The following is a 21,056-nucleotide window of genomic DNA, read 5'->3' on the forward strand; positions in this document are numbered from 1 at the left end:
GCCAGCGCAGGATCTTTATGGACGTTCAGAATTTTGCTCGGTCTGCAGGAGTTGATCTCCCATTCAGTAGGGGCTGTCGTAACCTCGAGAAACGGGAACCGGGGCGGCCGCCTCGGTCCCATCACGTAAGAAGCTTGAAAAGCCTCTTCGAAATTTGAATAAGCTGCTGACAATACTTTGAAGGAGCGCGCTTGAAACCCCTCGACAACAACGGCCTCGAGCTTCGTTCGACCTTCAGCGTCGGAGGCGCGCATCCAACCTTCGAGATCACGTTCGAATCAGGGGACGGACGTGGACGGAACTCCCAGTATGGAGCCGGCGTCGAAATCGTCCTCGAAAGACTGTCAAATCTCGATGCGACACTGACGCGAGCGCAGATCACGAGCGATCGCGTTTTGAAACTTGTTCTTGAAAAGGCCATCGACCCGAGCTTCGAGCCCCGGGCGTTTCCTTTTCCCCTGCGCCTTCGGGGCACGGATAGCGTCAAGCTTCGCAAGGCTCTGGGAACCGCCGGCGGTCGGGTCGAGAGTGACCAGGCGAGTGGTGGAAACAACACGAGAAAGATGACGCTTTCATTGGATTTGCCTGGTCCTCCGCGGGGAGCGGCAGACCTGGAGCAGGCTCTGGCCGGCCGTCTCGCGGTTCGGCCTCTTGAAATGATACCAGAGCTGGATGACGTCGTTGCAGCCCTCGGTAAATGGCTCGAGGCGCTGAGGCAGGGAACACGTCCGGACAAGGGCAACCGGCTCTGGATGAGCGAAGAGATGGTGATGTTGAAGGTATCGGCATCCGACAAGCGAGCGGGCGCATTCGATGTGCAGCTGGGGGTTCACAGTTCTGGAAAGCCCTGGTCGGTAGAAATCAATTCACCCGGGGCGGCGGCCGATACCAATGGCCTCGTCAGCGTTGCTGCCGATACGGAGGGCCGCCGCTTCGTCCTCCGGCAGGGTCGGCTGCGTCCAAACCCGGATTCCGACGGTGAGGTCGAAGGCGCGAAGTTCAGAACGTTGAGCGGCCTTGAGCCGGTGATCGTTACCGGCGCCGTCAGCAAGATCGCCCGCGACTGGTATGTTGTTGCGGACATCGATGGCAGCGCCGAGGAAATCAGACGGCAGACGGGCGAATTCGTTCACGCGTGCGCCAGAGCTCGCCTTCTCTCAAAAGGCTTGGTTCTCCCGCAGCCCGCACCGCCGACATGGGCGTCGGACGAAAAGGGCGGTGTGTTCGTCAAGCGGGCGAAGGATGCCACTCCTGAAAAGGAAATACTGAGACGTCAGGGCGAGGTATGGCTTGCGCTGCGCCGTGTCGTTGAAGAGGCGGGCTTTCATCTTGTGAAGCTGCGGCACGACGCAGGTTATGAAGTCGACGGTATCATCCTTGGCGGACCGTCCAGGATTCTCATCGAAATCAAGACCAGCTCATCGGCTGCTGACATCTACGAGGGGGTGGGCCAGCTCGTTCTCTACAGCCGCATGCTGGATCTGTCCGATCATCGTCGCGTTCTTCTCCTTCCCGGAAAGCCGAGTGCGGCCCTCGTTTCTGCAGTCGAGGCGGAAGGGCTGATGATCTCGACATACAAGGTCGCGATGAACGGCAGGAGCGCGCATGTGGAGTTTTCGGAGGCATTCCTATCGCAATGCGGCATGCCGACTGCGGCGGCTGAACCCATTGTTTCCACATTGACTTCCGGTGTCCTGTGATCGTTGTCGACCAGCTCAAACTAGCCTCCCTGGCGGATTCCAACCTTTTTCTGCGCGCGCTCTGGGCAAGTCTTCGCGATCGATTTGGGCGACTTGGCTGGCAATATACACCCCGTCGAACCGGCTCGCAGCAACTGGTCCGGTTTGGATGGATGTCTCTCGGCACGACAGCTCCGACAGGCGTGGAGGTGAGCATACGCTATAGGAAGGTGGGCGTGATCACGGCGGTCCAGTTCAATCCTCAATACGGAATAAAAGAGATCCATCCCGACATCGGACAGATGCTCCGGGCGTGTGTGAAGGAGGCTTTCAAACGCAAGGACCAGCCCAGTGAGCACTTCCTGTCGACCCAGGTCAGAACATTCCCTCAGATCCCGCTTGCTCACTACCGCGGCAGCAACTGGAACTGCGGGCCGCTGACCAATGGACAGTCGGAGATTGGTATCTCTGTCAGGGGTTTCGACGATGCCGATCTTCGGCACGAATTCGCTGTACGCCTTGTCCCACTGATGGATGCCCTGTCCTGCATGACCAATGTCGCCTTCGAAGAGGTTCATGACAGAGAGGGTGAAGTGAGTGCCCGGCACGAAGATGCAAACCAGTTTCTGGTCGAAGAAGACTGGCTCGATGACTTTCCCACGATAGATCGTCTGCTCCGGCTCAGCGTTGCGCAGCTGCGATTCTGCGAGGACCTTGTTGAAGAAAGGACTGGCGACAACCGTCTGACGCGCGCGGCGAGCATCTTCCACAGGGCCACGGGCATATATCGCAACCTTCCGGAAGCCCATGACGTCGCCATGGCGCTTTTCGTGTCAGCGCTCGAAGCCGTTGATTTGCCTCTGAGCAATCCTGCCAGCTGCCCCGCATGCAGTCAGCCAACGTACAAGATATCGCAGCGTGTCGTGGATCTGGGCAGAAAGCACCTCGGGCCGGGTGTCGAGAGAATTTTCAAGGAAAGCTATCAACGACGGTCCAAATATCTCCATGCAGGCAAGGTTGTCGCGTCGCAGCCCGTGACGTCTCACTTCATTCCGCAGCTGGACCCGGACGGTATCGAGGGATGCGCAATGCCGTCAGCCGCGGGTAACCCGAAGAATCTCATGGAATTCACGAGCTTCGTCATCAGGCGAGAAATGCTCTTCAACGATCAGTCCCTTCACAGCCAGACGGGTGAATCTGACGGGCTTCCCTAGCGAGGGGCGGCCGGTTATGCCGGACGCGAACGCCGAGGCTGCGTGCTTTAATCCTTGAACCTTCAATATGCTCGGGCAGTTTGTACAAAAACGCTGAAATACCTTGCGAGTTGCGCCAGACGTTCTGGCACGCAGCCGACCTGCAGTATAATGCGCTCAGTGGATAATCCTTTTAATACAATACTTTAATAGGAATTGTAGACATCTGCGCTACAATCGAAATCGGCGAAAATTAGCCTATTATCGGCATTTTCAAAGGAAGGGTTGCTGGCACGTTCTGAAATTGAACAAATGCCGGAAGCATCGACACGAGACCCTCAAGCACTTCAAGTATCGCATCCATGTTGCGATAGGATGTTTGCAATACCACGACGGCGTGGTCGGTTGAAAAAGTCTTTGCTTACTGCCAAATCCGACCTTAGCCGGAGTGTTCAGCTTACATTCTTCTGACATTTAGAGGTTGCGCCGGAGGGTAATTATATCCGGGGACTAGAGTGAAGGTAGAACATGTCGGATGTGATCGGCGAACGCTTTTACCAAGGGGGTCTGCTCGGTTTCAGCAAAAGCGATCACGATACCGAGACGCGGTAACCCAGGAAGTGGCGTGTCCAGAATATAAAGATCATTCGGGACGGCTTCCTGGGTCATAACGCTTATCGCCAGCCCGGATCGTGCAACAGCAATCAGCCCGGCAAGACTGTTGCTCGCATATGATATTTTGTAACGCAATTTGGCATTGGCCATGGCGGTGCACGCAGCTCTATGGTCCATGGCATTCGATGCTGGAAGAGCCAGAGGCATGGTGTCGCCAAATTCATGAAGCTCAAGGGTCGGTTTGCTGCCCACCCAAACCAGCGGTTCGGTCCGTACAATCTCTTTTGTGGCGCTTAGATCAGGCGTGGAAACGAGGGCAAGATCGACCTTGTGCGCGTGCAAAAGCGTCTGCAATTCAACCGTCGGCGCGGAAACGACCTTGATTTCTACGGCTGGATATAGGGTCCCGAAGCTTTTTAACAGCGTCGAAAAGAAAGCGATCAGATAGTCTTCCGGGCAGCCGAAAATTATGGAGCCGTGCAGTCCCTTGTCTGAGAACGCCGATACAGCTTCATCATGCACTTGGAGTATGCGCTCGGCATAAGCCAAAAACCGTTCGCCACTCCCCGTAAGCCGAACCCCGCTGCCGCTTCGATGCAGCAGACTTTGCCCCAAAACGTCCTCCAACCGTTGCATCTGCATAGTCACCGCCGACTGGGTTCGCCCAACCTGCGCCGCCGTCGCACTGAGGGACCCCGAATGTGCAGCATGCACGAACGTTAAAAGCAATCGAAGATCCAGCTGTGGTCTCATATCAATTCCGCTTATATCTGAATCCAAGTATTATCAATTTTACTGGAGTTGTACCAGCCGCTAATTGTTCTTTTGAATGAATGGAGCGGACCGATGTCAAAAAACGATGAACGTGCGTTCTGGGCTTCTGCAGAGAAGCATCTGATCCGTTATGGTGGAACATTTGACCCGGTCATTATCGAGCGCGCCGAGGGATCCTTCCTCTATGACGCGGACAATCGGCCGATCCTCGATTTCACTTCGGGGCAGATGAGCGCACTGCTCGGCCACTCCCATCCTAGAATTGTTTCGGCGGTTCAAAGGCAAATTGGGAAAGTGGCACATCTTTTCAGCGGCATGCTGTCTCGTCCCGTGGTTGAACTGGCCGAACGCCTTGCTGCATTGGTGCCAGGCCTGGACAGGATCTTGCTACTCTCCACCGGAGCGGAATCGAACGAGGCTGCCATTCGAATGGCGAAGCTGGTAACGGGCAAGCATGAGATCGTTGCCTTCTCCAAAAGCTGGCATGGCATGACCGGAGCCGCGGCATCGGCGACCTACAGTGCTGGCCGCAAAGGATATGGACCGGCAACGGTTGGCTCTCTTTCCATTCCCGCTCCCAACAGTTTCCATCCACGCTTCAAGAATGCGGACGGCTCTTTGGACTGGCTTACCGAACTGGATGACGCATTTAACCTGATTGATAGCCAGTCGACGGGAAGCCTTGCGGCGTTTATTGCCGAGCCGATCCTGTCAAGCGGCGGCATGCTCGAGCTACCAGCGGGCTACCTCGCCGCTCTGAAACAGAAATGTCATGAACGCGGCATGTTGCTCATTCTCGACGAGGCACAGACCGGTATCGGTCGTACGGGCGATATGTTCGCCTTTCAAAGAGATGATGTCACGCCGGACATCCTTACGTTGTCCAAAACCATCGGCGCGGGCCTTCCCCTGTCAGCCGTCATGACAACACGGGAAATCGAAGAAACCGCGCATGAACGAGGTTTTCTTTTTTATACGACGCATGTTTCCGATCCTTTGCCGGCAGCCGTGGGTCTCGCGGTTCTCGACGTAGTGGAAGAAGAACACCTAGTCGAACGGGCGAGATATCTGGGTGAAAAGCTGTTCGACGGATTGTCACAGCTTAGGCACCGATACGAATGCGTGGGCGATGTGCGCGGACGCGGCCTCTTGCTCGGCGTCGAGATTGTCAAAGTTGGACAGGGCAACAGTTCGGACCACGAGCTCGGATCCACTATCGCCAGAGAGGCGTTGAGCCGCGGTCTGAGCATGAACATTGTCAAGCTGCCGGGCATGGGCGGTGTGTTTCGCATAGCACCGCCACTGACGATTTCCGAGGGGGAGATAGATCTTGGCCTGCGGATAATGTGCGATTCAATCGAAGCGGGACTGGCCGCGACTGCAGACATTACCAGCGTGGCCGCACAGTGAAGGGCGCAGAGAACTCATGATTGAGACGAGCATAAAAATCCAGGACTCCAGCACTGCAGCCAATGCTGAAACCCATTCGCCTGACAGTATCCGGGTACTTGTCGCCAAGCTCGGACTGGATGGTCATGACCGGGGAGCGAAAGTGGTGGCGCGGATATTGCGGGATGCTGGCATGGAAGTCGTCTACACCGGCCTTTACAAGTCCCCAAATGAAGTCGTCAGCGCGGCGATCCAGGAAGACGTGGACGTAATCGGGGTCAGTCTTTTATCCGGCTCTCACGTGCCACTTTTTCGCGAATTGGGGCGTTGCCTTCGAGAGCAAAACGCCGAGCATATTTTCGTTGTTGCCGGCGGCGTGATCCCCGAGCACGACTATATCGCTTTGCTGGATGGCGGAGTCGATGCGATTGTTCCGCAGGAGGCGCGGGCGGACCTGATTGTCACGACGATCAAAAATCTTATCACCGCTCGTGGTCGCATATGAAGGCATTGCCGACCAAACAGGCAAAGCGGGGCGTCTACAGACCCTCGACTGAGCTTGTGCCCGAGATACTTGCTGGACACATCCTGGCCATTGCCCGGATGATTTCCCGCGCCGAGGGCAGCTACGCCGAGGCTTCAGGAGCCTTGGCAGAAATCTACAGAAACACGGGGAAAGCACACATTGTGGGCATTACCGGCGTGCCAGGCGCGGGCAAGTCGACCCTTGTTTCTTCCCTTATCAAAGCCTTCGCATCAGAGGGACATAAGGTGGGCGTCATCGCGGTCGACCCCAGCAGCCCGTTTTCTGGTGGCGCAATTTTGGGTGACCGGGTCCGCATGAGCGACGCCGCCGAATCTTGTCGTGCCTTTGTCCGCAGTATGGCAACCCGCGGTAACCTTGGTGGCCTGGCTCGTTCGACCCTTCAGGCCGTCGATATTCTTGATGCTGCGGGATATTCGCCCATCATCATCGAAACGGTCGGAGTAGGTCAGGACGAGGTTGAGGTCGTGACAGCCGCGCATACAGTCGTCGTGCTTTCCGCTCCCGGGCTCGGCGACGACATACAGGCGATCAAAGCAGGCATCCTGGAAATCGCGGACATACACGTTGTAAGCAAATGCGACAAACCGGAGGCATCAGCGATGGTGTCGGCTTTGCAAGGCATGATGGCGCTTGGGAGTATAAAGACCAGGACAAGCTGGAATCCGCCGGTCCTGCCAGTCAGTTCGGTTTCCGGCGAGCGTATCCTTGATCTGAAAGATGCCATCGCCAGACACTGGGTGCATTTGAAGCAAAGTGGCGAATTGGCTCAGCGTCAGCACAGCATTTGCAAAACTCGGATACTCGGCACCGCAAAGCATCTTTTTCAGCATAAGTTTAATGAGGAAGCCGAAGTCCTCGAAACACACATTCAGGCAGTGGTGAGCAGGGATATGGACCCGACCCTGGCTGCTCACATGCTGCTGGGCTGGGAGGATGAGGCGTGAACGAGATAGATCTGTTTTCAGCACAGGCGATCAAGGACGTACGGGAAAGGCAAGCCAAGTGGGAAGAGAAAGAACTTGCAGCTGCACTGAAGAGCAGACCTGAGGAAAAGTCGGTCTATGAAACTGAATGCGGCATTCCGCTAAAGCGAATCTACACCGCCGCCGACATCGCAGATATCCCTGCCAGCGACTTGGGCTTTCCCGGGTCCTATCCTTTTACACGGGGCGCGTATCCTACGATGTATCGCGGGCGACCGTGGACCATTCGCCAAGTTGCCGGCTTTGGCAATCCCGAAGCTACCAACCAACGCTACAAATATATGATCCAGACGGGGCAGACAGGGCTCTCCACCGATTTCGATCTCCCAACTTTGCTCGGGCTGGATTCAGACGATCCAATGGCATACGGCGAGGTGGGTCGCGTTGGCGTGGCGATCGATACGATGGATGATGTTGACCGCCTCTTTGATGGCATCGATCTTGAAAAAATATCTGTTTCCCTGACCATTAATCCTTCGGCTTGGGTAATCTATTCAATGTTCGTCACCGTTGCCGAAGAGCGCGGTTGCGACCTGCATAAGCTAACCGGAACGCTGCAGGCAGATCCGCTTAAGGAGTATGTCGCCCAGAAGGAATGGATCTATCCGGTGCGGCCCGCTGTCCGGCTCATGCGCGATCTGATCATGCACAGTGCAAAGACGACTCCAAAAATTAATCCGATCAGCCTCAGCGGATATCATCTGTCGGACGTAGGAGGAAATGCGCTCCAGGAGATCGCGTTCATCATGGCCTTTACAATCGCATATTGCGAGGAAGTCATGGATGCCGGTATGGATATCGATGACTTCGCACCCAGGCTGTCGTTCTTTTTTATTAGCCAACAGGATTTCTTCGAGCAGATTTGCAAGTTCAGGGCGGCCCGTCGCGTCTACGCCAAGATCATGTCCGAGCGGTTCAACGCCAAAAAACCGGAGTCGATGCGGCTGAGGGTGCACGTGCAGACCGCCGCCATGAGTCTGACAAAGGTCGAACACCAAAACAATCTCATGCGAACGACCATCCAGGCACTTGGTGCGGTGCTGGCTGGCTGTCAGAGCATGCACACGAATGGTCTGGACGAGGCTTTCGCTATCCCGACTGAAGAGGCCATGAAACTGGCCATCCGTACACAGCAAATCATCCGCGATGAAATCAACGTGACTTCGGTGATCGACCCTCTCGGAGGCTCATACTTTATCGAACGCCTGACCAAGGACATGGAAAATGAAATCTGGAAGGTGCTGGAAGAAGTCAACGAGCGTGGAGGTGCAATCAAGCTGGTGGAGGAAGGGTGGTTCCAGCAGAAGCTGGCCGACTCGGCATATGCGACCTTCAGGAAAATCGATACCGGTGAAAAGATCTCGGTCGGCGTGAACAGATATGTCGATGAGCAAAGCCGCACGGCCGAGGTGGCCATCCACCCTTATGACGAGCAGTGCACGCAGCTGCAGATTGACCGCTTGAAGTGCGTACGTGCGAACCGGGACGGGAACCGTGTGCAGCATCTTTTGAAAGAGCTGGTGGAACAAGCCCGTAGCGACGACGTCAACTTGCTTCCGAAAACGATAGAGCTCGTGAAAGCAAGAGCGACCCTGGGCGAAATCTGCAGTGCACTGCAGGACGTATGGGGCTCTTACACCGAACCGATGATTGTATGAGGAGGACGCCATGGCAGCTGCCGTTATTTCCACGCATGACGGGCCGATTGCCTGGGTTAGGCTGAACCGGCCGGAACGGCTCAATGCCATGAACAGTCAACTCGTTGATGAGCTTGCCCTAGCGCTCGAGACAGCTGAAGCCGAAGATGCGATCCGGGTCATTATTCTTCATGGTGAAGGGCGAGCCTTCTGCTCGGGAGATGACCTGAAAGATCTTGATGTCCAGACAGAGTCTGAGATAGCGACACAGGCTTGGGTCGAGGCCATTCAGAACATCACCCTGCAAATCATGCAATCGAGGAAAATCGTGATCGCTGCCGTACACGGCTGGTGTGTGGGCGGCGCTCTGGAATGGGCGATCAATTGCGACTTCAGACTGTTTGCCGACAACGCCCGTTGGTTCTTCCCCGAGGTAAGTTATGGCTTCTTCGTCACGGGTGGCGTCACAGCACTTCTGACGAAACATGTCGGCCCGCAGATTGCGAAAGAACTGATCCTGCTGGGCGAGCGCCATAACGCACAAAAGGCTCTCGAGGCTGGTATCGCATGGAAGATTGTTCCGGAAGGGGAATTGCTGCAAGCAGCAAAACAGCTGGGTTTGATGGTTGCAGAACGCCCTGCAAATTCGGTTGCAGAGATAAAGCGCGCCATCAATGAAGGGTTCCATTCATCCCTTCAGGATGCAATGGCCATTGAAACCGCCGCCACGGTCAGGGGTTTTCTGTCTGCGGAATCGCAAGCGCGAGCAAGAAGGGTCTGACTGTGTTCCCTACAACCAAGGAAGTTGCCTCGCAGTTGTATATTCCTGGTAAGCGGGATGATGACATTTCGGCAAGGGTGCTGCCAAAAATTCTTCTGAAGCAGGCAGAACGGTTCGGCAGCAAGAAGTTTATTGATATATGCGGGCGTTCGGCCAGTTTTGAGGAAATGCTGGCGATTTCCAACCGGCTCGCGCATGGCTTTTGCAAACTTGGCGTGAAACGCTCGGATCGTGTCGCGATGCTATTGCCCAATTGCTTCGAGTTTGTTGCAACATGGTTTGCGGTATCGGCACTGGGCGCTATAGAAGTGCCAAGCAATCCGGAACTGAAAGGGGAGTTGCTGTGCCACAATCTGAACAGTTGCGGAGCCGGAGTGCTCGTAGCCGACGGAGCAGCTCTGGAAGAAATTGTCAGAATTCAGGACAAGTTGCCGGCGATACGAACACTCGTCCTTGTTGGGATTGATCCAAAAGAAGCCCGCACCGCTGGCATAAGAATTGATTGTGTAATCGCGTTTGACGAATGCCTCGCGCCGCAGCTGGATTTAATTTCCGTGGACGTTGGCTATTCCGATCCGATGGCTATTCTGTACACCTCCGGAACGACTGGTCCCGCCAAGGGTGCCCTGATGTCCCATCATCATTGCTACTCCTGGGCCGCCGCGATGGCTCAAAATTTGGGCTACACGATCGATGACAGCTATTTCTCGGCTTTACCGCTGTTTCACACCGATGCCCAGATGTTCGGTGTCTACCTGCCGCTGATATATGGCACGCAAACGACACTCGTAGGTAGGTTCAGTGCCAGCCGGTTCTGGGATCAAGCCCGGATGAGCGGTGCGTCGGCAACAAACCTGCTTGGCGCAATGGCGGTTATTCTCATGAGAATGACTGAAGCGGCGAACGATACCGATAATCCGTTCAGGATATGCCAGTGCATCCCCATGGTGCCCGACAAGGCAATCTTCGAACGCCGTTTCGATATGAAGCTTGTTACGGGGTATGGGCAGACCGAAACAAGTTTTGTTGCCTTTGATACTGTTGATGAAACCAGGCAGGGCTCCTGCGGAAAGCCACACCCGGACTGGCAGGTGGCAATTCTGGATGGTGATGACATGCTTCTTCCGCCAGGCAGGGTGGGGGAGATTGTGTCACGTCCAAATAAAAGCTGGAGCATGTTTTCCGGCTATTTCGGCGCCGATTCAAAGACTGTGAAGACGCTGAAGAACCTGTGGTACCACTCTGGCGATGCCGGCTTCATGGACGAAGACGGATGGTTGTATTTCAAGCATCGGCTGAATGAGGTCATACGCCGCCGGGGCGAGAATATTTCCGCCTTTGAAGTCGAAACCATTGCCGACCAGCATCCTGACATCATCGAAAGCGTTGCCTTTGGCATTCCGTCAGAGTTTACCGAAGAAGACATCATGCTTGTCGCCATGCGTCGGGACGGGGCCTTGATCCAGCCGTCAGGCTTGCTGGATCATTTCAGGCGGTGCGCGCCTCGTCATATGCTCCCGCGCTATATCGAACTCATCGACACTCCGCTCCCCAGGACCCCCACTGAAAAGATCGCGAGGAGCGCCCTGCAGCAGCGGGGCGTGACCGAGGCAACGTTTGATCGGGGGCACAGATAATACGGATATCCAAATCAGCAATGCAAAGAATTGGTCATTTTGCTTTCGGCGGATAAGTGGGCACTGCATGAAAGTATTACTAAACGCCCACAGCAAAAAATGGGAACGTTTAAATGAAAAAGTCACTTGTGTCAGTCTTTTCCCTTACCCTGTTAGCCGTGTTCGGCGCCAACGCCAGAGCAGACATCCTAATCGGGGTGGCCGGTCCAATTACGGGTCCCAATGCCGCATTCGGTGCGCAATTCCAGAAAGGGGCTGAACGCGCCGCCGCCGATATTAATGCTGCCGGAGGGGTGCTTGGCCAGCAAATAAGTATAAGAATTGGAGACGATGTCTCCGACCCGAAGCAGGGCATATCGGTAGCCAACAAATTCGTCAGCGATGGAATTAAGTTCGTGGTCGGCCATTTCAACTCGGGCGTCTCAATCCCGGCTTCTGAGGTCTATGCCGAAAACGGTATCCTTGAGATCACTCCAGCATCCACCAATCCGCAGTACACCGAGCGTGGACTGTGGAATACCCTCCGCACTTGCGGACGCGACGATCAGCAGGGCAAGGTCGCTGGTGACTATATCGCAGCCAACTTCAAGGACGCCAAGATCGCAATAGTGCATGACAAGAGCCCGTATGGGCAAGGACTCGTTGACGTGGCGAAATACGTGCTCAATCAAAAGGGCGTTAAAGAGGTTATTTACGAAGGCATAAATGTCGGCGACAAGGATTTCTCGGCTCTCATAGCCAAGCTGAAACAAGCCGATGTCAGCTTGATTTATTTTGGAGGACTGCATACCGAAGCAGGGCTGATCATGCGTCAATCTGCCGATCAAGGTTTGAAGGCCACGCTTTTCTCAGGGGATGGGATGGTATCAAACGAGCTTTCTTCGATTGCCGGAGACGCCGTGATAGGGACGCTCAATACGTTTGCGCCGGACCCGCGCAAGAACCCAGCCGCAAAGGATGTCGTTGAAAAATTTCGTAAGAGCGGCTTCGAGCCTGAAGCCTACACGCTTTACTCGTATGCGGCTGTCCAAATCATCGCTGCCGGTATCTCAAAGGCGGGCTCACCTGATGACGCACTAAAGGTCGCCAACAGCATTAAAACGGGCGAATCCCTGTCAACTGTAATTGGCGACATCCGTTTCGATTCAAAGGGCGACGTCACGCGACCTGACTACATCATCTACGAGTGGAAAAAAGGTGAAGACGGAAAGCCTACCTATTTTGAGAAATAAAATACTAAAATAATCTATTAGGAACATGCCCACTGTTGCGGGCATGTTCCCTAGCCGCGCATTGGATTACACATCGCGAACAACGCCGTTTCCTCAATGTCCTGTGTTACCTCAGCAATGAACTTGAGGCCTCGCTGGTCTGCTTCGGGGTTAGTGAGGCGGTCGATGCCATCCGCGGCGATGTTCAACTGGCCCGGCGGCTCGATGAGCATCATTTGCCAAACTGGCGTGACGATGCCGAATTCTCTGATATGATCCAGTCCGTTATCGCGGCGATGCCACTCGCAAAGAAATCCAATCTGAACATAAAATCCCTCAAGCAGATATTGGCGCTGACTGGTGGAGTGACATCGCGCATCTTCTCTTTGGTCAAGGATCTTTCCATCGATGCCATCCACTCGGGCGAGGAATGCATCACCGATGGCGCGGTCGTCAGATGGTCTCCCGTCTGGTCGCGTCATGCGTCTGCGCAACGGTGGCTGGAGCAGGCGGGCTCATAAACTGCGCCCGCTGCCAAAGACTGTCATGCCTTTCCAAGATGAGTTGCTTTCTGGCTGGCTCACACGACTTGCGACAGCCAACTACTGCGATTTCGTAGATATTCTGGCGCATATCGGCGTGGATTATCGGTATGCAGTTTTCCTCGATTTAGGCTCGAAGCAGGCGCAGCCGAAAAGATCGCCCTGGTTGCGCGTTACTCCCGAACTCATCCAATCTTTGGCCTTTCCCGCATTGAACGATACCAAGCTGCTTTGACCGCGTTATTTCCCTTCCAGGCCTGGCGAAACCTCCAGCGCCAAGTTCGCCCATCGTCGAGCAGAGTCACGAGTTCACTATTGTCCATTGCGGAGACTGTGAGCGACCGCCAGCTTGGCCGCGAAGTCGCGGGCGTCGCGGCAGCTTGAGTGGCAAAGGGGGCCGTCGCTTTAGTCACCACTGTTACCGTTTTTTCATCACTAACGACTTTGTGAATGGCAGATGTGCTCAACATTCAACACATTGCTTGGCCGCTATCGATGGAAGTTATTGGTCGTGGCGATCATAGACTCGCCTGCATTCCTCAATGCGTGGAAGATTCTCCCATATCCAAGAGTTAATACTTTCAAGAACATGCAACAACTCCGCGCCCATATCGGTCAGTTCATATTCAACACGTGGCGGCACCTCGGGGAAGTAATGACGCACCACCAAGCCGTCTCGCTCAAGATTCCTCAGAGTTAGCGTCAACATACGTTGTGTGATCCCCTCAATCTCTGACTTAAGCGCCGAGAATCGAAGCGTTCGTCCGCTAGCGAGCGAAAGATGCCAGATCACTTGAGCTGTCCATTTGTCTCCAAGTTTTCCACAAATCCCATTGGATGGGTATGGCTTGAAGTGGCGACCATCATCTGTATGGTTATTTGTTTTACCGACCATCATATTCTCCAAAACGCACATCTTTGTGCCTGACGCTAAGAAATGTGCTGTCTTCCGACCCAGCCAGAATTGTATATATGGATAGCCCTTGTCCAACACGAGGGTATCCCATGAAAGATGTTCGACTTCCAATCTTGGTTTTTGGAGCTACTGGCCGGCAGGGCGGATCGGTTGCCAAAGCATTGCTAAAGCTCCGATGGCCGGTTCGTGCCCTTGTGCTCGATCCTTTAGAACCAGCGTCTATTGCGTTGCGGGATGCAGGTGCCGAACTCGTGCATGGGTCGTTCGAGGACACCGATGTGATCGCGGCCGCGATGAAGGATGTACATGGCGTCTTCAGCGTGCTTCCAGCCAACCTGTCAGCGGAGGATGAGGTTCACTATGGAACATCCATAGCTGATCTGGCTGCACAGAGCCGCATCGATCACTTCATCTATTCCTCGGGCGCAAGCGTTGGCGACACGCTGACAGGCGTTCCGCGCTTCGACGCCAAGCCCCGCATCGAAGCACATATCCGCGAATTGCCGCTCACGGCAACCATTGTCCGGCCGATGATCTTCATGGAGATGCTTGTGCGACCCGGCTTTGGCCTCGATGAAGGACGGCTGATTTCCCTCATACGCCCTGATCATTCGATACAACTCACGGCCGTGGAAGACATCGGAAAAATTGTTACAGCGATGTTTGCGGACAAAGCTCGGTTTGGCGGGGTGACATTAAAGATTGCTAGTGACAGAGTTACAGGCCATGAGTTGGAAGCCGCCTTCACCGAAGTCGCCGGCAAACCTATCATCTATGCCCGATTTCCAAATGAAGTCCTAGCAGCCAATGTTGATCTGGCGCACATGGCTTCGAGCTTGGAGGATGGACCGCTTGCGGAGCGTGTTGATCTGAGCGCCATGCGCGAGCTTAATCCAGAACTGCTTTCGTTTAGGTCTTGGCTTGCTGGCAGAGGTCGCGAGGCCCTCAACAGAGCGCTAAGTAAAGGGAGTGGGTAATAATGATCAATTATAAGGCCCGCTCTTGCTGGCCTGCCGCCAGCTTTTCGGACACCAGGGTTAAGCTAACCTAGCTTTTTCCTCGAACTCGACAGGGCTCCCATAGCTCAGTGTCAGTGCCGACGATTCTGCGTAACTTCCACGTAATTTTCGGTGGCCATAGGTCTTGGCCTTGTTGCCTCTCAACGGTCGACGGACGGCCGTAGTAGCGATGGATCGAAAGGACAAGCATGAAAAAGATCATTTCAGGCGTACTCGTTTGTTTGGCGCTGACAGCGTGCAGCCAGACGGAAAAAGGTGCCGGCATTGGTGCGGCGGGCGGCGCTATCATTGGTGGGCTGGCAAGCGGCACTTGGGAAGGCGCTGCAGTGGGAGCCGCTGCAGGTGGCGCGGGAGGGGCCGTGGTAGGCAACATCAGCGAACGTAACGACAGGAACCGCCGTGACCGCTGGGAACATCGGGACCGACGTAGTTACGGCTGCAGATACCGGGATCATTACGGTCGCTGTCGATAAAGATTGCTGCCTTGGCGGCGCACGTCAAAGGCGAGATGGATACCGGACAAACTTCGGTTTCTCCGGTCTCCACGTCCGCGGCAGTCTCATGATGCAACAACCTGACGGTCAGGACGTCGCGACCGTCGAGCTTATCTGAACCAGAGCCCTAGTTTTGCTGTAAAGACTATCAGGAATGATAGCTCGAGACTTGAACCATTAGGCGATTATGAAACTTCTACTTATCGAAGACGATCCGGAAATGACGGATGCGTTGAGGGTGGCCCTCTCGCAGCATGGCATCGTTCTTGACGCCGTTGGAGATCTGGCAACGGCGCGGGAAGCCATCGCTATGGCGGATTACGATATCGTCCTTATCGATCGGCAATTGCCGGATGGTGACGGCAGTACGTTCCTCGCCGAGCTGCGTCGCACGGGTTCAAATACGCGATCGATCATCATCTCCGCTCTGAGGTCGACCGACGAGCGAATTTCCGGTCTCAATGACGGCGCTGATGACTATTTGCCGAAGCCGTTCGAAATCCCGGAGCTGATTGCCAGAATGAGCGCTGTGCTGAGGCGCGCTCCGACAACCGGCCCGTCCGTCTTGTCGGCGGGAAACGTCACCTATGATCGTGTTTCAAGCGATGTGCATGTGAACGGCATCCGGGTTGCGCTCACCCGCCGGGAGTTGCTTATCATGGAAACGCTTTTAAGAAACCGCGGTCGCACCGTGTTGCGCTCTTCCCTTGAGGGTTACGTCTATTCCTTTGACGATGAGATCCAGTCGAACTCGCTGGAGGCCAATATGTCTCGCCTGCGTCGGAAGCTCAGCGATGCTGAGGCTGACATTGTTGTCAAGAACATTCGTGGCATAGGCTACTACCTTCATGAGCAGAAATAAGATGACCAGCACATCCCTTCGCTGGCGATTCACTCTTGGTTTTATTGTCCTGCAGCTCTGCGCGGTCATCGCTTCGCTCGGCCTGGTGTTCTATCTCCTTTCCGGCATAAAGCCCGATGTGGCGATTACATCCATCTGGCTGTCTCAGGAAATAGCCGATTCGATTGATCTTGGGCCGGATGGCCGGGCCCGCCTAGAGCCGACAGCCAAACTGACAGAAATGATGAAGGACGCGCCTGACTTGTGGTTCGTGGTAGACTTGGGCAATGGTGGTGTTCTCTCACACGGTGCAACTCCTCAGAGCATTACCAGCAATACACCATTTCTGAGGACATTCAGAAGTGTCGAGCTTCATGGCAATCTCGATGATCCGCTGAGCGTTGCTCGAATGGAGCGTTTCGAAACCCAGGCCGGTGAGGCAACGATTTTTGCTGGCGGTGTTTCGATGTCCCAATACGGTGTGACCGTGCTGTTGGGGAACCTTGCTATCGGCGTGCCGGCGCTGATCCTCGTCGCCATTTCCCTCATCGGCGTCCCGTTCGTCACACGCTGGGCTTTGCGATCCTTCAGCGATCTGACCACGCGTCTTGACAGGATCGATCTCGACACTCGCGGCGCCCTAGTCGAAGAGCGTGGCTTGCCCAACGAAGTGCTTCGCGTTGTGCGTGACATCAACAGGGCGCTACGTCGTCTCGATAGTGGCTTCGAGGCGACGGAGCGCTTCTTCGTCAACGCGGCGCATGAACTTCGAACGCCGATCGCTATCCTTCAGGTGAGAATCGATGCCCTTTCACCAGGTGCGGACAAGACACACCTGCAGACGGCCATCAAGCGACTTACAGCGATCGCGAACCAGCTTCTCGACACCGAGAAGTACCGGCAGAAGCCTCAGCAGAATACACCTGTCGATCTCAACAGCGTTGTGTCGAAGGTAGTCGCCGACCTTGCTCCCTTGGCCATCGCCGAAGGCTACGAGATTTCGTTCGACAGCGACGCGGAAGGCGTGTTCGTTCCTGGTGATGCCGAAGCTTTGGAGCGTGCATTCGTCAATCTGGTGCGCAATGCGATCCAGTACGGAGGTGGAAGAGGACAGATATCGGTCGGTATTGAGGTTGACGGCAGCGTTACCATAGCCGATCAGGGCTGCGGAATTGCCGGCGATAAGCAATCGCGAATATTCGAACCGTTCTACCGGGTCAGCCCTCACGGCTCCGGTGCGGGCTTGGGGCTCAGCATGGTCAACGAGATCGTGACCCGCCACCGCGGCTACATTGAGCTTTCTTCCGCTCCAGGCAAGGGCAGCACATTTGCCGTGCGCTGGCGCGAGAGGAGCGTTTTCCAGCAGCCGTAGGGCCCCGTCGCTTGCGCCAACAGGTCAAGGCATCTTCATCCGTCGGTGTTGGCTGAACACAGCCGTGATTGCTCGATGTCTCGCGGGCAATCCCCTGCATACCATCCACATTGCAAGCACTCTTGATCGATTGATTTTACAGCGCGTGCCAAACGGACTAGTTGCGACGACCGCTCCCCGTAATGCTGGGGTAATTTTCGTGACAGAGAAAGCCCGCAATTTTCAATAGCACGGACCAAGGCTTAATGACACGATACATTACCCGCAAGAGTCTGATCCTCGCAGCGGCGACCCTTGTCGGCCTGCTGGTCGTCTGGCACCTGTTTCTGCGGCCACCGGCGAAGCCTGAACTGGTGACCGTGCAAGCGCGAACGGGCGACATTGAAGAGGTCGTGCTGGCGACAGGGGTTCTCGAACCGCTCGAGCTGGTGCGCGTCGGCGCCCAGGCGACGGGTCGTGTTGAGCGTTTGGCTGTCGAGATCGGTGACGTCGTCGAGGCTGGCCAATTGGTGGCCGAGATCGATTCACAGACCCGGCGCAACACTTTGCGGGACCGGGAGGCCGCCCTGGCCAACATACGCGCCGTCCACGCTGCGCGTATGGCCAGTCTGGTGAAAGCTGAGAGGGATTTCGAGCGCCAGCGTGAGCTGCTGGCAGGTGGTTCGGCGCCACGCACCCAGTATGATGCGGCTCTCGCCACACTAGACATTGCACGGGCGGAGGTTAAGGCGCTGGACGCTCAGGTCAGTCAGGCCCAGGTCGCTCTGGAGTTGGCGGGTATAGAACTGGGCTATACACGCATCACCGCTCCAATCGCCGGCACTGTGGTCGCGATCGTCACCGACGAAGGTCAGACCGTGAATGCCCTGCAGACCGCTCCGACCATCGTCATGATCGCGCGACTGGACACAATGACGGTGCGCGCGGATATATCCGAGGCTGACGTCGTGCGTGTACGACGCGGCCTGCCGGTCTGGTTCAGCATTCTTGGCGACCCGAAGCGCCGTTTCGATGGAAAGTTGCGCCAGATGGAACCGGCCCCAGCCTCCATTGCTAACGAGGGCAACGCCGCCGCGAACGCGCGTGGCTCAACCAACGGTGCGGTCTATTACACCGGGTTGATCGACGTCGCGAATGCCGACGGGGTTCTGCGGCCGTCCATGACGGCACAGGTGTCGATTGTTCTCAACCGCGTCAGCGACGCCGTGCTGGTTCCGCTGAGCGCTGTGGAAGGTGCGCCGAGGGCCGGCGACGATGCGCGTGTTCGGGTGCTCGACGCGACGGGCGAGGTCCAGAGCCTGCAAGTTAAAGTCGGCATCGACAATGGCGCGGAGATCCAGATCCTTAGCGGTCTTCAAGCGGGAGAGATCATTGTCCTGGGAACATCCACAGATGAACGCACAGATGGCCAGGCTCAACTGGCCGCGGCGAAGCGGTAGGGCGCGCTATGACGAAGCCACTGATCCGCGTACGTGGTGTATCCCGCGCTTTCCCTGCAGGCGACGAGATGGTGCAGGTGCTCAAAGATGTCGATCTCGACATCGAGGCCGGCGAGATGATGGCCATCATTGGCGCCTCGGGCTCCGGCAAGTCGACCCTGATGAACATCCTTGGCTGCCTGGATCGTCCGACGACCGGCAGTTACTGGATCGAAGAGCGCGAAACGTCGAAGATGGCCGTGGACGAACTGGCCGCGCTGCGTCGTGAGCGGTTTGGTTTCATTTTCCAGCGTTATCATCTGCTTGGTGACCTCAGCGCGGCCAGTAATGTTGAGGTGCCAGCCATCTATGCCGGACGCAGCCGATCCGATCGGCACAAGCGAGCCCTCTCATTGTTGACCCGACTGGGCTTGGCCGAGCGGACGGGCAATATCCCCGGCAAGCTGTCGGGCGGCCAGCAGCAGCGGGTATCGATCGCTCGCGCCCTGATGAATGGCGGCGAGATAATTCTGGCTGACGAACCGACCGGAGCGCTGGATACGCACAGTGGCGCCGAGGTTATGAAGATCCTGCGCGAGCTTCACGCCGAGGGGCACACCATCATTCTGGTCACGCATGACCAGAAGATCGCCGACCATGCGGATCGGGTTGTAGAGATCAGCGACGGCGTCATTATTTCCGATGTGCGCAATGTACCGAAGGCGGTGGCAACGGGGCGTCCCATCCGCGAACGGGCGCCGGACGCGGGCTGGCGCGGAGCGGTCGATCGGCTGACCGAAGCCTTCCGTATGGCAGTGGTTGCGATCTGGGCGCATAAGATGCGCTCGCTGCTGACCATGCTCGGCATCATCATCGGCATTGCCGCGGTGGCCGCGATCTCGGCCCTGGGCGCTGGCTCGCAGCAGCAAATCCTGAACAGTATCAGCTCGCTCGGCACCAATACGATCGAGGTGCGGGCCGGGAAAGGCTTCGGTGATCTGGAAGCGGGCAAGATACGGACCCTGGTTCCCGCCGACGCCGAAGCGCTGGCGAACCAGCCCTATGTCGACAGCGTGACGCCAATCGTCTCGACCAGCGTGACTGTCAAGCGCGCCGCCGTGGCCGTCGATGCGGCGGTCACCGGGGTCGGCGCGGACTTCTTTCGTGTAAGGGGCCTTGAGTTGGCGCATGGACAGGTGTTCGATGCCCAGGATGTCACAAGCTACAGCCAGAACGTTGTGATCGACGCGAACGCCGCGCGCGACCTGTTTCCCGACTGGATCAATCCAGTGGGGCAGGTGATCCTTCTCGGCACAATGCCGGCAAGGGTCGTGGGTGTGACGGAGCAGGAGAACTCTTTCGGACCGGCGGTGGATACACTGACTGTCTATGCGCCCTACACGACCGTCATGGGGCGCATGCTGGGTCGACCGAACGTTGATGGCATCACCGTTCGCATTAGCGACGATGTCGATCCGGGAAACGTCGAGGCCGCGGTTTCGCGCCTTATCGAGCGTCGGCACGGCGCGAAGGACTTCTTCCTCACCAATTCGGCGACCATTCGCGAGACTATCGAGACCACTACGCAAACCCTGACGCTGCTGATTTCGTCAGTTGCGGTGATATCGCTGATTGTCGGCGGCATCGGCGTGATGAATATCATGCTGGTGTCCGTAACCGAGCGCACCAAGGAGATCGGGGTGCGTGTGGCCGTCGGCGCGCGCCGCAGTGACGTCCTCTCCCAGTTCCTGATCGAGGCCGTTCTGGTCTGCCTTGTTGGCGGCTTCATGGGCGTCATGCTCGCCCTCGGGATCGGCGCTGTCTTCGATTTGCTGAGCCCCGACTTCAAAATGATCTTCTCCTCCGGGTCCATCATAATGGCCTTCACCTGTTCGACCCTCATCGGAATCGTCTTCGGCTTCCTTCCCGCTCGCAATGCGGCAAATCTTGACCCGATCGAAGCCTTGGCGCGCGACTGATGACCCTCAAGTCTCAGTTCAGCAACTGG

At 56.2% G+C, this 21,056-nt stretch carries 19 protein-coding genes; 17 read left to right on the forward strand and 2 right to left on the reverse strand.

Annotated elements, in window-relative coordinates; translation table 11 throughout:
* The first annotated feature begins 191 nt into the window (after nucleotides 1-191).
* Entirely contained in the window at nucleotides 192-1,700 is a 1,509-nt protein-coding gene (locus ACYJL1_RS17295; protein ID WP_460898175.1) for a hypothetical protein, read from the forward strand.
* A 215-nt stretch (nucleotides 1,701-1,915) separates the two neighbouring features.
* Nucleotides 1,916-2,893 carry a hypothetical protein gene (locus ACYJL1_RS17300; protein ID WP_460898176.1) on the forward strand — a complete coding sequence of 326 codons (978 nt, stop codon included), beginning with the start codon at nucleotides 1,916-1,918 and terminating at the stop codon, nucleotides 2,891-2,893.
* Between the two features lie 489 nt (nucleotides 2,894-3,382).
* Here ACYJL1_RS17300 and ACYJL1_RS17305 read toward each other — a convergent pair whose 3' ends face one another.
* A complete protein-coding gene (locus ACYJL1_RS17305; RefSeq protein WP_460898177.1) occupies nucleotides 3,383-4,240 on the reverse strand; it encodes a LysR family transcriptional regulator in 858 nt (285 codons plus the stop codon).
* Nucleotides 4,241-4,333: 93 nt separating this feature from the next.
* Here ACYJL1_RS17305 and ACYJL1_RS17310 point away from each other — a divergent pair, with 93 nt between their 5' ends.
* The 9 genes from ACYJL1_RS17310 to ACYJL1_RS17350 all read left to right on the forward strand — a co-directional run bounded on the left by ACYJL1_RS17310 (nucleotide 4,334) and on the right by ACYJL1_RS17350 (nucleotide 13,223).
* Nucleotides 4,334-5,671, forward strand: a complete 1,338-nt coding sequence (locus tag ACYJL1_RS17310) for an aspartate aminotransferase family protein (RefSeq protein ID WP_460898178.1) — start codon at nucleotides 4,334-4,336, stop codon at nucleotides 5,669-5,671.
* A gap of 16 nt (nucleotides 5,672-5,687) precedes the next feature.
* Entirely contained in the window at nucleotides 5,688-6,155 is a 468-nt protein-coding gene (locus ACYJL1_RS17315) for a cobalamin B12-binding domain-containing protein (protein WP_460898179.1), read from the forward strand.
* Nucleotides 6,152-7,141, forward strand: a complete 990-nt coding sequence (gene meaB / locus ACYJL1_RS17320; RefSeq protein WP_460898180.1) for a methylmalonyl Co-A mutase-associated GTPase MeaB — start codon at nucleotides 6,152-6,154, stop codon at nucleotides 7,139-7,141. The genes ACYJL1_RS17315 and meaB overlap by 4 nt, the downstream gene beginning before the upstream one ends.
* A gap of 5 nt (nucleotides 7,142-7,146) precedes the next feature.
* Complete coding sequence (locus ACYJL1_RS17325) at nucleotides 7,147-8,838, forward strand: methylmalonyl-CoA mutase family protein (protein WP_460898286.1); 1,692 nt, start codon at nucleotides 7,147-7,149, stop codon at nucleotides 8,836-8,838.
* A gap of 10 nt (nucleotides 8,839-8,848) precedes the next feature.
* Entirely contained in the window at nucleotides 8,849-9,598 is a 750-nt protein-coding gene (locus ACYJL1_RS17330; RefSeq protein ID WP_460898181.1) for an enoyl-CoA hydratase/isomerase family protein, read from the forward strand.
* Between the two features lie 2 nt (nucleotides 9,599-9,600).
* The gene (locus ACYJL1_RS17335; protein WP_460898182.1) at nucleotides 9,601-11,235 is read left to right on the forward strand and encodes an AMP-binding protein; all 1,635 of its coding nucleotides are present in this window, start codon (nucleotides 9,601-9,603) and stop codon (nucleotides 11,233-11,235) included.
* A 113-nt stretch (nucleotides 11,236-11,348) separates the two neighbouring features.
* The gene (locus ACYJL1_RS17340) at nucleotides 11,349-12,467 is read left to right on the forward strand and encodes a branched-chain amino acid ABC transporter substrate-binding protein (protein ID WP_460898183.1); all 1,119 of its coding nucleotides are present in this window, start codon (nucleotides 11,349-11,351) and stop codon (nucleotides 12,465-12,467) included.
* Nucleotides 12,468-12,502: 35 nt separating this feature from the next.
* The gene (locus ACYJL1_RS17345) at nucleotides 12,503-12,967 is read left to right on the forward strand and encodes a TniB family NTP-binding protein (protein WP_460898184.1); all 465 of its coding nucleotides are present in this window, start codon (nucleotides 12,503-12,505) and stop codon (nucleotides 12,965-12,967) included.
* Nucleotides 12,968-12,992: 25 nt separating this feature from the next.
* On the forward strand, nucleotides 12,993-13,223 hold the full coding sequence (locus ACYJL1_RS17350) for a hypothetical protein (RefSeq protein ID WP_460898185.1): 231 nt from the start codon (nucleotides 12,993-12,995) through the stop codon (nucleotides 13,221-13,223).
* Nucleotides 13,224-13,490: 267 nt separating this feature from the next.
* Here ACYJL1_RS17350 and ACYJL1_RS17355 read toward each other — a convergent pair whose 3' ends face one another.
* On the reverse strand, nucleotides 13,491-13,886 hold the full coding sequence (locus tag ACYJL1_RS17355; protein ID WP_460898186.1) for a winged helix-turn-helix transcriptional regulator: 396 nt from the start codon (nucleotides 13,884-13,886) through the stop codon (nucleotides 13,491-13,493).
* 107 nt (nucleotides 13,887-13,993) lie between these two features.
* Between ACYJL1_RS17355 and ACYJL1_RS17360 the strand changes: the two genes are divergently transcribed.
* From ACYJL1_RS17360 to ACYJL1_RS17385, 6 genes are all read left to right on the forward strand, one after another.
* Nucleotides 13,994-14,881 (forward strand): NmrA/HSCARG family protein, encoded by an 888-nt coding sequence (locus tag ACYJL1_RS17360; protein WP_460898187.1) that lies wholly within the window; start codon nucleotides 13,994-13,996, stop codon nucleotides 14,879-14,881.
* Nucleotides 14,882-15,111: 230 nt separating this feature from the next.
* Nucleotides 15,112-15,396, forward strand: a complete 285-nt coding sequence (locus tag ACYJL1_RS17365) for a YMGG-like glycine zipper-containing protein (protein ID WP_460898188.1) — start codon at nucleotides 15,112-15,114, stop codon at nucleotides 15,394-15,396.
* Nucleotides 15,397-15,604: 208 nt separating this feature from the next.
* A complete protein-coding gene (locus ACYJL1_RS17370; protein WP_460898189.1) occupies nucleotides 15,605-16,279 on the forward strand; it encodes a response regulator transcription factor in 675 nt (224 codons plus the stop codon).
* Between the two features lies 1 nt (nucleotide 16,280).
* Nucleotides 16,281-17,630, forward strand: coding sequence for a sensor histidine kinase (locus ACYJL1_RS17375; protein WP_460898190.1), 1,350 nt, complete (start codon nucleotides 16,281-16,283; stop codon nucleotides 17,628-17,630).
* Between the two features lie 245 nt (nucleotides 17,631-17,875).
* Complete coding sequence (locus ACYJL1_RS17380; RefSeq protein WP_460898191.1) at nucleotides 17,876-19,069, forward strand: efflux RND transporter periplasmic adaptor subunit; 1,194 nt, start codon at nucleotides 17,876-17,878, stop codon at nucleotides 19,067-19,069.
* An 8-nt stretch (nucleotides 19,070-19,077) separates the two neighbouring features.
* Entirely contained in the window at nucleotides 19,078-21,027 is a 1,950-nt protein-coding gene (locus ACYJL1_RS17385; RefSeq protein ID WP_460898192.1) for a MacB family efflux pump subunit, read from the forward strand.
* The last annotated feature ends 29 nt before the right edge of the window (nucleotides 21,028-21,056 follow it).

Source organism: Phyllobacterium sp. K27 (genome assembly GCF_054796155.1).

What these genes read in the sequence shown, in the direction of transcription:
- ACYJL1_RS17330 (WP_460898181.1), top strand. Translation starts at nt 8,849, where the DNA reads ATGGCAGCTGCCGTTATTTCCACGCATGACGGGCCGATTGCCTGGGTT.
- ACYJL1_RS17310 (WP_460898178.1), top strand. Translation starts at nt 4,334, where the DNA reads ATGTCAAAAAACGATGAACGTGCGTTCTGGGCTTCTGCAGAGAAGCAT.
- ACYJL1_RS17340 (WP_460898183.1), top strand. Translation starts at nt 11,349, where the DNA reads ATGAAAAAGTCACTTGTGTCAGTCTTTTCCCTTACCCTGTTAGCCGTG.
- ACYJL1_RS17370 (WP_460898189.1), top strand. Translation starts at nt 15,605, where the DNA reads ATGAAACTTCTACTTATCGAAGACGATCCGGAAATGACGGATGCGTTG.
- ACYJL1_RS17315 (WP_460898179.1), top strand. Translation starts at nt 5,688, where the DNA reads ATGATTGAGACGAGCATAAAAATCCAGGACTCCAGCACTGCAGCCAAT.
- ACYJL1_RS17380 (WP_460898191.1), top strand. Translation starts at nt 17,876, where the DNA reads ATGACACGATACATTACCCGCAAGAGTCTGATCCTCGCAGCGGCGACC.
- ACYJL1_RS17355 (WP_460898186.1), bottom strand. Translation starts at nt 13,886, where the DNA reads ATGATGGTCGGTAAAACAAATAACCATACAGATGATGGTCGCCACTTC.
- ACYJL1_RS17350 (WP_460898185.1), top strand. Translation starts at nt 12,993, where the DNA reads ATGCCTTTCCAAGATGAGTTGCTTTCTGGCTGGCTCACACGACTTGCG.
- ACYJL1_RS17360 (WP_460898187.1), top strand. Translation starts at nt 13,994, where the DNA reads ATGAAAGATGTTCGACTTCCAATCTTGGTTTTTGGAGCTACTGGCCGG.
- ACYJL1_RS17385 (WP_460898192.1), top strand. Translation starts at nt 19,078, where the DNA reads ATGACGAAGCCACTGATCCGCGTACGTGGTGTATCCCGCGCTTTCCCT.
- ACYJL1_RS17365 (WP_460898188.1), top strand. Translation starts at nt 15,112, where the DNA reads ATGAAAAAGATCATTTCAGGCGTACTCGTTTGTTTGGCGCTGACAGCG.
- ACYJL1_RS17375 (WP_460898190.1), top strand. Translation starts at nt 16,281, where the DNA reads ATGACCAGCACATCCCTTCGCTGGCGATTCACTCTTGGTTTTATTGTC.
- ACYJL1_RS17305 (WP_460898177.1), bottom strand. Translation starts at nt 4,240, where the DNA reads ATGAGACCACAGCTGGATCTTCGATTGCTTTTAACGTTCGTGCATGCT.
- meaB (WP_460898180.1), top strand. Translation starts at nt 6,152, where the DNA reads ATGAAGGCATTGCCGACCAAACAGGCAAAGCGGGGCGTCTACAGACCC.